This window comes from Limnohabitans sp. 2KL-51 (assembly GCF_003063645.1).
GTDB lineage: Bacteria > Pseudomonadota > Gammaproteobacteria > Burkholderiales > Burkholderiaceae_C > Limnohabitans_A.
This window is the reverse complement of record NZ_NESJ01000021.1, coordinates 14,179-25,771: the sequence shown is the minus strand read 5'-3', so window position 1 is coordinate 25,771 and position 11,593 is coordinate 14,179. Positions and strand designations below refer to the sequence as shown.

At 62.3% G+C, this 11,593-nt stretch carries 10 protein-coding genes; 3 read left to right on the top strand and 7 right to left on the bottom strand.

Annotation, left to right across the window (positions count from 1 at the left end; all coding sequences use genetic code 11):
- Window positions 1-35: 35 nt before the first annotated feature.
- The 3 genes from B9Z49_RS18360 to B9Z49_RS18350 all read right to left on the bottom strand — a co-directional run bounded on the left by B9Z49_RS18360 (window position 36) and on the right by B9Z49_RS18350 (window position 3,178).
- Window positions 36-698, bottom strand: coding sequence for a site-2 protease family protein (locus B9Z49_RS18360; RefSeq protein WP_369913780.1), 663 nt, complete (start codon window positions 696-698; stop codon window positions 36-38).
- A 271-nt stretch (window positions 699-969) separates the two neighbouring features.
- On the bottom strand, window positions 970-2,175 hold the full coding sequence (locus tag B9Z49_RS18355) for a M20 aminoacylase family protein (RefSeq protein WP_108354891.1): 1,206 nt from the start codon (window positions 2,173-2,175) through the stop codon (window positions 970-972).
- A 25-nt stretch (window positions 2,176-2,200) separates the two neighbouring features.
- On the bottom strand, window positions 2,201-3,178 hold the full coding sequence (locus tag B9Z49_RS18350) for a tripartite tricarboxylate transporter substrate binding protein (protein WP_108354890.1): 978 nt from the start codon (window positions 3,176-3,178) through the stop codon (window positions 2,201-2,203).
- Between the two features lie 118 nt (window positions 3,179-3,296).
- Here B9Z49_RS18350 and B9Z49_RS18345 point away from each other — a divergent pair, with 118 nt between their 5' ends.
- On the top strand, window positions 3,297-4,220 hold the full coding sequence (locus tag B9Z49_RS18345; protein ID WP_108354889.1) for a LysR family transcriptional regulator: 924 nt from the start codon (window positions 3,297-3,299) through the stop codon (window positions 4,218-4,220).
- A gap of 58 nt (window positions 4,221-4,278) precedes the next feature.
- On the opposite strand, the gene B9Z49_RS18340 is transcribed toward B9Z49_RS18345, so the two are convergent.
- Genes B9Z49_RS18340 through B9Z49_RS18325 form a run of 4 tightly spaced genes read right to left on the bottom strand, consistent with a single transcriptional unit; the run spans window position 4,279 to window position 8,625 of the window.
- On the bottom strand, window positions 4,279-5,073 hold the full coding sequence (locus B9Z49_RS18340) for a sulfite exporter TauE/SafE family protein (RefSeq protein WP_158273533.1): 795 nt from the start codon (window positions 5,071-5,073) through the stop codon (window positions 4,279-4,281).
- A 2-nt stretch (window positions 5,074-5,075) separates the two neighbouring features.
- Window positions 5,076-6,866 (bottom strand): cobalt chelatase, encoded by a 1,791-nt coding sequence (locus B9Z49_RS18335; RefSeq protein WP_108354887.1) that lies wholly within the window; start codon window positions 6,864-6,866, stop codon window positions 5,076-5,078.
- Window positions 6,863-7,822: an AAA family ATPase gene (locus B9Z49_RS18330; protein WP_199225105.1), complete on the bottom strand. Its 960-nt coding sequence runs from the start codon at window positions 7,820-7,822 to the stop codon at window positions 6,863-6,865. Before B9Z49_RS18330 ends, B9Z49_RS18335 begins: the two co-directional genes overlap by 4 nt.
- Window positions 7,819-8,625, bottom strand: a complete 807-nt coding sequence (locus B9Z49_RS18325; protein ID WP_108354885.1) for an IclR family transcriptional regulator — start codon at window positions 8,623-8,625, stop codon at window positions 7,819-7,821. The genes B9Z49_RS18330 and B9Z49_RS18325 overlap by 4 nt, the downstream gene beginning before the upstream one ends.
- 164 nt (window positions 8,626-8,789) lie before the next feature.
- Between B9Z49_RS18325 and xsc the strand changes: the two genes are divergently transcribed.
- Complete coding sequence (gene xsc, locus B9Z49_RS18320; RefSeq protein WP_108354884.1) at window positions 8,790-10,607, top strand: sulfoacetaldehyde acetyltransferase; 1,818 nt, start codon at window positions 8,790-8,792, stop codon at window positions 10,605-10,607.
- A 32-nt stretch (window positions 10,608-10,639) separates the two neighbouring features.
- Complete coding sequence (locus B9Z49_RS18315; RefSeq protein ID WP_108354883.1) at window positions 10,640-11,584, top strand: bifunctional enoyl-CoA hydratase/phosphate acetyltransferase; 945 nt, start codon at window positions 10,640-10,642, stop codon at window positions 11,582-11,584.
- The last annotated feature ends 9 nt before the right edge of the window (window positions 11,585-11,593 follow it).

The following is an 11,593-nucleotide window of genomic DNA, read 5'->3' as shown; positions in this document are numbered from 1 at the left end:
CATAAGCCAAAAAAAGTAAATCAGCGCAACCGAAGTCAGCGCAACAAAGTGGCCAGCGGGCTGAGGATGAGTTTCAGAAAGTCAAAGGTCAGGCCCATCAGGGGCTGCATCCACCAGGCACTGATGAGACCGGTGAGGACCAGCGCCATCACGATGAAAAAGCCCCAAGGCTCAACACGGGACACCAGCACCGCCTGGCGCCAGGGCAGCACGCCCACCAGGATGCGCCCGCCGTCGAGTGGTGGCAGCGGAAAAAGGTTGAAGGCAAACATAACCACATTGGTGAGGATGCCGGCTTTGCACATCTCGATGAAAAACCGTTCGTTGATGCCGTTGCCTGTCAGCACATAAAACAACACGCCCCAGATCAATGCCTGTACCAGGTTGGCACCCGGCCCGGCCAGTGCCACCCAGACCATGTCGCGTTTGGGGTGGCGCAACTGGTCAAAGCGTACCGGCACGGGTTTGGCGTATCCGAACAAAAAAGCGCCACTGGTGCTGAAGTACAGCAGCAGGGGCAACAAGATGGTGCCCAGCGGGTCAATGTGCGGAAAAGGGTTGAGCGTGACGCGCCCCAGCATGGACGCGGTGTTGTCGCCCAGACGCAGCGCGGCATAGCCGTGGGCGGCCTCGTGCAAGGTGATCGCAAATATCACCGGCAGGGCGTAAATCAAAACGGTTTGGATGAGGTCAGACATATTCAGCCCCGATTGTCTCAGACCCGTCTTGGCTGTGACGCCGACTGGGTATGGGGACCATCCAGCCTTATGCAATAGGCTTTGTGTAAGAGCCCACACCGTCCGTGTTGGGCTCGACACATGCCCTTTAAAACCATCGCCCACAGGGGTGGGCTCCTACCCAGAAAAAGGCACTGCTTGGCAGAGCAACTCAAGAAGGTCATGGCCCGTGAGGCCAGATCAATTCAGATCTGTAGGCCGGGCTCCACGGCCCGACCGGGGGTGCTCACCCCTAGGCAGGCAAAAAGCGCTCCACCAGCAAGGACCAATAGGCCGAACCCACGGCCACGTTCTGGTCGTTGAAGTCGTAGCCGGGGTTGTGCACCATGCAGGCGCCGTGGCCGTCGCCCGTGCCATCGCCATTGCCGATGAGCAAGTAACTGCCTGGCACCTCTTCGAGCATGAAGGCAAAGTCTTCGCTGCCCGTCAGGGCGCGACCTTGGCGCACCACCTTGTCAGCCCCCACCAGTTCTTCGGCCACATCGCGGGCGAAGTCGGTCTCGGCCAAGTGGTTCACCAGCACGGGGTAACCGCGTTGGTAGTCGATGTCGGCGCTGACCCCATAGCTCTGGGCTTGGGCGTGAACCAGCTCGGTGATGCGTTTCTCCAGCAGGATGCGAACATCGCGGTCCAGCGAGCGCACGCTCAAGCGCAGCGTTGCGGTCTGCGGGATCACGTTGTTGGCCACGCCTGCATTGAACGCGCCGACCGTGATGATGGCCATTTGTTGCGGGTCGATGTTGCGGGCCACGATGCTTTGCAAGCCCATGACGATGGCCGAGCCCGCCACAACAGGGTCAGCGGCCACATGCGGCATGGCGCCGTGCCCACCTTTGCCGTGCAAGGTGATGGTGACGTTGTCAGAGGACGCCATGGCCGAGCCGTCGCGCAAGACCAGGTGGCCTTGCGGGTGGGTGGGCATGTTGTGCATGGCAAAGATGGCATCGCACGGAAACTGCTTGAACAGACCGTCTTCCATCATCTTTTTGGCCCCGCCCAAGCCTTCCTCTGCGGGCTGAAAAATCAGATTGACAGTGCCCGAGAACACACCTTTTTGCGCGATGTGTTTGGCCGCCGCCAACAGCATGGCGGTGTGCCCGTCATGGCCGCAGGCGTGCATGATGCCCACGTTGCAGCTGGCATAAGCCAGGCCGGTGGCCTCGTCAATCGGCAGGGCGTCCATGTCGGCGCGAATACCAATGGCGCGGTTGCCCGAGCCCTTTTTGATTTGACCGACCAGACCGGTGCCGCCCAGACCGCGTGTCACTTGGTAGCCCCAGGCGCTCAATTGCTCGGCCACCAGGTCGCTGGTGCGGTACTCCTTGTAGCCCATCTCGGGGTGCTTGTGAATGTCGCGGCGCACCGCAATGAATTCATCCGCTAGGGCATCAAGGGCGTGCAGTTTGTCGTGCAGAAAAGCTTCGCTGGGGGCGTTCATGGCAGGACCTCATTTGGAAAGTGGCTTATTGAGCCTGCAGATTAATCGATTTGGCAATGGAGCGGTAGCGCTCGATGTCGCCAAGGTAAATGCGGGCCAGCTCGGCGGGCGTGCGCGAAGGCAGGACCACGTTGCCGCTGGCTTCCAGGGCTTTGCGTGTTTCAGGCACTTCAACGGCCGCATAGAAGGCCTTGTTCAGCGTGTTGACCACGGCGTCCGGGGTGTTTTTGTGCACCTGCACACCGGCCCAGATGTCAAATTCCATGGGTTCCAGCCCTTTCATGGCGGCCATGGCCGGGAATTGCTTGAACAGCGCGTGCGGGGTCTTGGCGGTCACGGCCAAGCCCTGAATTTTGCCGTCGATGAGGGTCTGCGGAATGGAGCCGGCCATGGGCAGGAAGGCCATGTCGATCTGGCCACCCATCAAGTCGGTGAGCAGGGGCGCAATGCCTTTGTAGGGCACATGCAGCATCTCCACCTTGGTCAACTGCGAGAACTTCTCGCCCACCAGGTGGTACAACGAGCCCGGACCCACACTGCCATAGCTCAGGGGCTTGTTGGTGTTCTTGTGGGCCAGTGCCAGCAGATCGTCCACGGTCTTCACGTTGAGCGAGTTGCGCACGGCCAAGATGGTCGTGGTGGTGGCAAATTGCGCGACCAGTTTGAAATCTTCAGATTTGTACTTGACGCCCTGAATCGCCATGGGGGCCAGCACAAGCTCCATGGGGCTGCCCAGGCTCAAGGTGTAGCCGTCGGCCGGTGCGTTGACCAGCTTGGCCATGCCGATCGCACCACCGGCACCACCGATGTTGTCGATGATCATGGTCTGGCCCAGTTTGGCTGCGGCATCGGGTTGCACTTTGCGCGCAAAAAAGTCGGAAGGGCCGCCGGCCGGGTAGGGCACGATCAGGTTGATGGTTTTGGCGGGATAGGTTTGCGCCAGGGCAGGGCCGAAAGCGCTGGCGGCCACGGCCAGGCTGGTGATGAGGGTTTTGAAGTTCATGGTGTCTCCTGAAGCTTGGGTTGATGCATGGTTGAAATGACCATGTCCAAATCGTAGAAATGACAGATCAATGTGTCCAATGACTTATTTTCCTGATAATCATTCGTAAAATGAATGCATGAACCTCAGACACCTTGAACACTGGCTGGCGCTGGCCGATACCGGCTCCTTCAGCCGTGCGGCAGAAAAACTGCACATCACCCAGTCCGCTCTGAGCCGAAGCATTCAGGCGCTGGAGGAAGACCTGGGTGGTCTCTTGGTCGACCGTGTGGGCAAAAAAAACGAGCTCACACCCCTGGGCCGCTCCGTGTTGGAGCGGGCGCGGCGCATCGTGCACGAGGCCCAAGAGCTCAAACAAGGCGCTGCCTTGCTGCAGCAAGGCGGCTTGGGCAGTTTGCGGGTGGGTCTGGGCTCGGGCCCCGGTGCCATGCTGATGACCCCTTGGCTGCGTTACATGGCCGAACACCATCCAACGGTGCAGGTGAGCGTGTCGCGCGGCCCGACCGAACTGCAACTGGTGCAGTTGCGTGAGCGCGAACTGGATGCGCTGGTGGTCGATGTGCGCCGGGTGGCGGTTGCGCCCGACCTGAACATGACGCATGTGGTCGAGATGCCCGCCGGTTTTGTGTGCCGCCAAGGCCACCCGATCTTGCAGCGTCACCCCGGGCCGGTGCCGTTTGAAGCGCTGCTGGATTACCCCTTGGCCTCCACACCTTTGTCGCAAGAGGTGGCCCGCTTGCTGGTGAACCACTATGGCCCCCGGGCGAACCCGGCGCAGCTGACCACCTTGCAGTGCGAGGAGATCGCCAGTTTGATGGACGTGGTCAGTCAAACCGATGCGATTTATCTGGGGATCGTGGGTGCGGCGCGCCAGGGCTTGGCCGATGGGTCGCTGGTCGCTTTGGACATGGACCCGCCGTTTCTGGGGGGTGCGCGTCTGGCACTGATCACATTGGCCGGGCGCACCGAGTTGCCGGTGATGTCGGTATTCCGTTCATTTGTGGCTCAGCAAATGCCACAAGCTGCAAGCATTGAATCTTGAGGTGAGCGCTGAACACCGCCATGGCGGGTGCGATGGGCGTGCACCGCACGCCGGTGGATCAGGCAGTCACCACCCGCAGGCCCATCAGCAAGGCGATCAGCACCAACAGAATTTGCACCCCCCGCCGAAAACGTTCGGGCGATATCCTGTCACTTTGCCTATGCCCCAGCCAGATGCCCAGCAGCATGGCGGGCAGCCAGGCGGCGGACCAAAACGCGGTGGGGCCGGTGATGTCCTGCATGCTCGCAGGCACGATGCCAAGGCTGCTCATGCCGAACAGACACAGCAGGGCGAACAGATCGGTGAACAGGAACAACACCACCAGGCTGGCGCGCATCACCGCCGGGGCCAGGCGGGTCTGGTTGAACACCATGGCCACCGCAATGCCGCCAATGGCCGCCAGCCCATTGAGCCAGCCACTGACCATGCTGGTGCCCCATTGCAGGGCTTTGCCGGGCGGGCCTTGGGGCCGCAGGCCCTGCAGCTGCGCCAGGGCGATCACCCCGATGATCCCCGCAATCAGCAGGCGCAGGGTGTCGGCGGGCAGGCTTTGCTGGGTTAGCACACCCAGCGGAATGAACACCACATTGCCCAGAATCAGCGCGCGCAGCCAGGACCAATGCACATCGGGCCAGCAGGTTTTGAGCAGGCTGAGGCTGGCCAGAATTTCGAGCACAAACAGCGCGGGCACCACCTGTGCAGGCGGCAAGAACACCGACAGGCAGCTCACGCACAGGGCCGAAAAGCCAAAGCCTGTCAGCCCCCGCACAAAACCGGCAAACAGCACCACCCCGCTGCTCAGCAGCAGGCTGATGGCGTTGGCGTTTTCTGGCAACGAGAATAGGGACCCCATGTTCATCTTCGTCGTGGGCGCAATGCCCCCAGAATTTGAGTGAACACCCGCTGGCCTTGCAGGTCGGCCAGGTCCAGCATGTCGCTGTGGCGGTAAAAGCCGCTCATGTCCAGACCCACGCCTAGAGCGGTCAACTCAACGCGGCCGCTGCGTTCGATGCGTTCGGTCACGGCCAGCAGGTGTTGCTCCAGATACAAGGGGTCGTTGGTTTGAGCCGAGGCACTGTCGCTGGGGCAGCCGTCCGAGATGACCAGCAAGATGCGGCGAGAGGCGCTTTGCGCCAGCAAACGTTGCTCGGCCCACAGTAGGGCTTCGCCGTCCAGGCATTCGCGGTACAGATCGGGTTTGAGCAGGGCCGCGATGTCGCGCCGGGCCAAGCGCCAGGCTTTTTCGGCGGGCTTAAAAATGATGTGGCAGCGCTCGTTCAGGCGGCCCGGTGCGGGCGGCTGACCGGCGCGACGCCAGTCGCGCAGGGCGCGGCCACCGCTCCAGGCACCGGTGGTAAAACCCAACACCTCGCAGGGCACGCCCGCCAGGTCCAGCGCCCGGCTCATCACGTCCACCAGCAAGGCAATCGGCTCGCGCTGCGACTTCATGCTGCCCGAGCAGTCGATCAAAAAGCACACCGCCGCATCGGGCACTGGGCGTTGGCGTTCGCGCACAAACAGCTGCCGCTGCAAAGGGTTGGCCACCAGCTGCGACAGGCGGCTGCCGTCGATGCGACCTTCGTCTTGGCCGTTCTCCAGGTCCTGCCAGCGCGGCGGGCTCAGCAGCGCCTTGAGCTGGCGCACCAGCGGCTGCAAGGCCACGCCTTGCTGGGCAATGCGTTCGTCCAGCTGCAGGCGCAGGGCTTGCCGCTCGGCCGCACGCACCAAATCCGCCGCCTGCACCGTGCGGTCATAGGCGGTGGTGAAGACGGTGTAACCGCGCAACACCTCGTCCGGGCTCAGGCTGCGGCCTGGTGCTGCGATGGCCTCGTCCTTGTCCTCGCCGCCTTCAAAGTCGATCCACAGCGACAGCCGCTCGCGGCTGGGTTGTAACGGGTTGATGCGGGTGGCCGGGGGCTGCGCCTGGCCTGCCACCGTGTGCTGGGCGACGTTGCGGGCAATGTTCAGGGCGTGCTCGCCATAAAGGGCCTGGTCGTGGCGCGTCAGGCGCAGGCCGCGCACATCGTGGCCAATGACTTCGGACAAGGCAAAGCGGGTGGACTCGATCAGGTCCATCAGTGCCTCGGGCACGGCCTCGCCCATCACCCTTGCGCGGCAGATCAGGGCCACCGTCAGCAGCGTGAGGCCTTGCACGGTTTCGGCCAGGTCCGACTGGCCCAGCGCCACGGCCCAGACCTCGAAACGGTGGCGCAAGTTGTGCGCTGCACCGGGCAGGCCCAGTGCGCTGGCCTGCGACTCGACGCGGATTTGCTCCAGCATTTCCACGATCAAGCGCTCCAGTGGCATCAATGTTTGGCGCTCGCACAGCGCTCTGTGAAGCGCTGCATCGGAATGGCGCAGACGCAGCGCCGCGCCATCGCTGGCGGCGCGAAACGAGCGCCAGTCGTCCTGGCCATGCACCGGGTGCAGGTGGGGAGCAAAGTCGGGCAGGCGCAGATTGTTGCGGTACAGGCGGCGTTGGCGGTAGTGCAGCTGGGGCTCCGCGCTCAGGGCGCGGGCGCTGGCCGCACACAAATCGTCTAGCGCGTGTTGCTGGCGCAGCAGGGCTTGTTCGCTCGGGCCGACATGGTCTGCACCCGCGCCCGCGCCCGCGCCAAGCACAGCCGCCAAACCCGGCTCGCTCATGGCGTGCCCAGTTCCTGGTCAAAGCAGCGCTGAAAGTATTCCCCCAGCACCGGGCGCTCGGACTCGTCGCCCTTGTTGATGAAGCTCAGGTGCAGCGCCACTTGCAGGTCACCAAAAATGTCCAGGTTTTCGGCCCAGCTGATCAGGCTGCGCGGCGACATGAGGGTGGACAGATCGCCCACCTTGAAGCCCTGACGCGTGAGGTTGGCAAACTGCACCATGGCTTGCAGCTGTGCCTGGCGGGCCTCGTCGCGCATGCTGGGCACGCGGGCGCGCACGATGGCCATCTCTTGCTCGGGCGGCAGGTGGTTCAGCGTGGCCACAATGTTCCAGCGGTCCATCTGCGCCTGGTTGAGCTGCTGTGCGCCGTGGTACAGACCATTGAGGTTGCCCAGACCCACGGTGTTGCTGGTGGCAAACAGGCGAAACTGCGGGTGCGGTTTGAGCACCTGGTTCTGGTCGAGCAGGGTGAATTGCCCGTCTCGCTCCAGCAGGCGCTGGATCACGAACATGATCTCGGGACGCCCTGCGTCGTACTCGTCAAAAATCAGCGCCACCGGCCGTTGCAGCGCCCAGGGCACGATGCCCGGCTGGAACTCGGTCACCTGCTGGCCGTCGCGCAAGACCACCGCATCGCGCCCCACCAAATCGAGGCGGCTCAGGTGCCCGTCCAGGTTGATGCGCACGCAGGGCCAGTTCAGCCGGGCGGCCACTTGTTCAATGTGGGTGGACTTGCCCGTGCCGTGCAGGCCTTGCAGCATGACCCGGCGGTTGTGTTCAAAACCGGCCAGCAGGGCCAGCGTGACTTCGCGGTTGAAGCGGTAATCCGGGTCGATGTCGGGCACATGCTCGGAGCGTTCGCGAAAGGCGCTGACTTTGAGAGGGCTGTCGATGCCAAAGACGTTGCGCACGTCCAGGCGGTGCTGCTCGTGGTGCATATCAGGAGGGATGTTCATGGCATGGCCTCGGTTTCAATGGCGCTGATGGCTTGGGCTGCGCGCTGCAGGGCGGGCAAGAGTTGCAGGCAGCGCTCGGGCGTCAGGCGCAGCACCGGGGCCTGCACCGCCACACACAGGTTGGATGCGCCCTGCGCCGAGGGCACCAGCACCGCCACGCACATCAGGCCGGGCAAAAATTCTTCGTTGTCCAGCGCAAAGCCCTGGCGCTTGACCTGCTTGACCTCTTGCTCCAGCGCAGCCATGTCGGTCAGGGTTTTGGGTGTGTAGGCGTCCAGCGGCGCATGGGCCAGCAGGCGCAGGCGCTGGGCGGGGCTCATTTGCGACAAAAACACCTTGCCGCTGGCCGAGCAATGCACGGGCACCCTCGAGCCCGGGTGCAGGTAAAAGCGCAAGGGGGCCGAGGTCTCCACCCGGTCCAGGTAAATCACCTCGCTGCCGCTCAGGGCCGTCAGGTTGCAACTCTCGCCCACTTCGTTGACCAGATGGCGCAGCACGGCGTGGCGTGCGCCGTGCGCGGTGTCGTTGATGAGCAGGTTTTCTGCCAGTTTGCGCAGCCGGTTGCCTGTGCCGTAAAGACGGGCGTCGGCGGTGCGCTCCAGCAAATGCGCGCTTTCGAGTTGCTGCAGCATGCGGTGCAAGGTGGCTTTGGGCAGGCCGGTTTCGTCGGCCAGGTTTTGCAGCGAAAAATAGCTGCTTTTGCTGGCGATCACCTCCAGCAAGGCAAACAGGCGCAAGGTGGGCGTGTCCCCATTGATCTCAGTGGGGGCCGATGCGGGCAGGGGGACGGAGGCAAGTGGCATCGCTGCATCATAGTGGAAAACCCGAAAAATGGAACAAATCACATCGATAAGTGAAATTTCGATTGATTTGTGGGGGGCGGCTGTCTATAGTCACATTCAGTTTCGGATTTTGGACCCTCAGGTTTCGAATCTTTGTTATCCCCCCATTTTTTCAGGAGCAGTCCATGAGCACCCCCAAAACCGACAAACGCACCGTGGCCAGTGGCGTGCAGAAAATGACGCCCTCCGAGGCTTTTGTGGAAACCATGGTCGCCAACGGCGTGACCGACATGTTCGGCATCATGGGCTCGGCCTTCATGGACGCCATGGACATTTTTGCCCCCGCAGGCATCCGATTGATTCCGGTGGTGCACGAGCAGGGCGGGGCGCACATGGCCGATGGTTATTCCCGTGTGAGCGGCCGCCATGGCGTGGTCATTGGCCAAAACGGCCCGGGCATCAGCAACTGCGTCACCGCCATTGCGGCGGCCTATTGGGCGCACAGCCCGGTGGTCATGATCACCCCCGAAACCGGCACCATGGGCATGGGCTTGGGTGGCTTTCAAGAGGCGCAGCAGCTGCCCATGTTTCAGGAATTCACCAAATACCAAGGCCATGTGAACAACCCCAAACGCATGGCCGAGTTCACCGCGCGCTGCTTTGACCGCGCCATCTCGGAAATGGGCCCCACCCAGCTGAACATTCCGCGCGACTATTTCTACGGCGAAATCAACTGCGAAATTCCCCAGCCCATGCGCGTGGAACGTGGCGCGGGCGGCGAAAACAGCCTGAACGCCGCCGTGGAGCTGTTGGCCAACGCCAAGTTCCCGGTCATTTTGTCGGGTGGCGGTGTGGTCATGGGTGACGCGGTCAAGGAATGCGTGGCCCTGGCCGAGCGCCTGGGCTCCCCCGTGGCCAACGGCTATTTGCGCAACGACTCTTTCCCGGCCAGCCACCCGCTGTGGGCAGGCCCATTGGGCTACCAAGGCTCCAAGGCGGCCATGAAGTTGATCGCCCAGGCCGACGTGGTGGTGGCGCTGGGCTCGCGCATGGGGCCATTTGGCACCTTGCCCCAGCACGGCATGGACTACTGGCCCAAAGACGCCAAGATCATCCAGGTCGAAGCCGACCACACCAATCTGGGACTGGTCAAAAAAATCACCGTGGGCATCCACGGCGACGCCAAGGCGGTGGCCATTGAACTGCTCAAGCGCCTGTCGGCCCGCACCTTGGCCTGTGACGCCAACAAGGCCGAGCGCGCCGCCAAAATCCAGGCCGAAAAAGACGCCTGGGAAAAGGAACTCGACGCCTGGACCCACGAAAAAGACCCCTTCAGCCTGGACATGGTGGAAGAGGCCAAAGGCGAGCGCACCCCCACGGGCGGCACGTACCTGTCGCCACGCCAGGTGCTGCGCGAACTGGAAAAGGCCATGCCGCCACGCGTCATGGTGTCCACCGACATCGGCAACATCAACGCCGTGGCCAACAGCTACCTGCGTTTTGACGAACCCCGCAGCTTTTTTGCGCCCATGAGCTTTGGCAACTGCGGCTACTCGCTGCCTACCATGATCGGTGCCAAGTGCGCCGCGCCCGACCGTCCCGCCGTGGCCTATGCCGGTGACGGCGCTTGGGGCATGAGCATGGTCGAGGTCATGACGGCCGTGCGCCACGACATTCCGGTCACAGCGGTGGTCTTTCACAACCGCCAGTGGGGCGCAGAAAAGAAAAACCAGGTGGACTTCTACAACCGCCGCTTTGTGGCGGGTGAACTCGAAAGCGAGAGCTTTGCGGGCATCGCCCAGGCCATGGGGGCCGAAGGCATCGTGGTGGACCGCCTCGAAGACGTGGGCCCTGCGCTCAAGAAAGCCATCGATCTGCAGATGAACCAGCGCAAGACCTGCGTGATCGAGATCATGTGCAACCGTGAGTTGGGCGACCCCTTCCGCCGCGATGCACTGGCCAAGCCGATCCGCTTTTTGGACAAGTACAAGGACTACGTCTAAACCTTGCTGAGCTTGGCATGTTGAGTCCGTCCATGAACCTCGGGGCACCCTCAGCCCTGTACCCACGTTTGTGGGGTTTGATTGAACGGGCCCAAGCACGTGCGGCAGCAGCTTTACCCCCGCTGGGCTTGGTCTACCCCTGCGACGCCTTGGCCATGCAAGCGGCTGATGCGATCGCACGGCAGCGTGTGGCACGCCCCGTGCTGATTGGCCCGCGCAAGGACATGGAGCGCGCGGCCGAGCTTGCGGGGGTCGATATGTCGGCCTTTGAATGTGTCTACACCCATGCGCCAGAGCCTGCAGCTGCTGCAGCGCTTGCGGTGCAAGGGGTGCACGAGGGTCGCCTGACAGCGCTGATGAAAGGCGCTTTGCATACCGATGAACTGATGTCGGCGGTGGTGAGCAGAGATCATGGCTTGCGCACAGAGGCCCGCATCAGTCATGCTTTTTTATTTGATTTGCCGCGCTATCACAAACTGTTGGCCTTGGCCGATTGCGTTGTCAATATCTCCCCTGACCTGAAAACCAAACGCGATGTGTTGGGAAATGCAGTGGCTTTGCTGCAAGCCCTGGAGATTGCCGAACCGAAGGTGGCGATTGTGTCTGCTGTGGAGTCCGTCAACCCGGCCATTCCTGCCACGCTGGATGCGCAGGAACTGGTGGCCTTGTCTCGGGCCGGTTTGTGGCCTGGGGCGCAGGTTGAGGGTCCTTTTGGATTTGACAATGCGTTTTCTTCCAAAGCCGCCGCCATCAAAGGCATGAATAGCCAAATTGCTGGCGACGCAGACTTGATGCTGATGCCCGACCTCAATGCCGGCAACATGCTCTATAAAAGTTTTGTTTATGTGGGTGGTGGCGAATGCGCTGGGTTGGTGCTGGGGGCGAAAGTGCCCATTGTGCTGACCTCGCGTGCTGACTCGTTGTTGGCTCGTATTGCTTCTGTTGCGTTGGCCACCTTGGCCAGACGTACACACTGAACCGAAGGA

What these genes read in the sequence shown, in the direction of transcription:
- B9Z49_RS18340 (WP_158273533.1), bottom strand. Translation starts at nt 5,073, where the DNA reads ATGGGGTCCCTATTCTCGTTGCCAGAAAACGCCAACGCCATCAGCCTG.
- B9Z49_RS18325 (WP_108354885.1), bottom strand. Translation starts at nt 8,625, where the DNA reads ATGCCACTTGCCTCCGTCCCCCTGCCCGCATCGGCCCCCACTGAGATC.
- B9Z49_RS18360 (WP_369913780.1), bottom strand. Translation starts at nt 698, where the DNA reads ATGTCTGACCTCATCCAAACCGTTTTGATTTACGCCCTGCCGGTGATA.
- B9Z49_RS18345 (WP_108354889.1), top strand. Translation starts at nt 3,297, where the DNA reads ATGAACCTCAGACACCTTGAACACTGGCTGGCGCTGGCCGATACCGGC.
- B9Z49_RS18350 (WP_108354890.1), bottom strand. Translation starts at nt 3,178, where the DNA reads ATGAACTTCAAAACCCTCATCACCAGCCTGGCCGTGGCCGCCAGCGCT.
- B9Z49_RS18330 (WP_199225105.1), bottom strand. Translation starts at nt 7,822, where the DNA reads ATGAACATCCCTCCTGATATGCACCACGAGCAGCACCGCCTGGACGTG.
- B9Z49_RS18315 (WP_108354883.1), top strand. Translation starts at nt 10,640, where the DNA reads ATGAACCTCGGGGCACCCTCAGCCCTGTACCCACGTTTGTGGGGTTTG.
- xsc (WP_108354884.1), top strand. Translation starts at nt 8,790, where the DNA reads ATGAGCACCCCCAAAACCGACAAACGCACCGTGGCCAGTGGCGTGCAG.
- B9Z49_RS18355 (WP_108354891.1), bottom strand. Translation starts at nt 2,175, where the DNA reads ATGAACGCCCCCAGCGAAGCTTTTCTGCACGACAAACTGCACGCCCTT.
- B9Z49_RS18335 (WP_108354887.1), bottom strand. Translation starts at nt 6,866, where the DNA reads ATGAGCGAGCCGGGTTTGGCGGCTGTGCTTGGCGCGGGCGCGGGCGCG.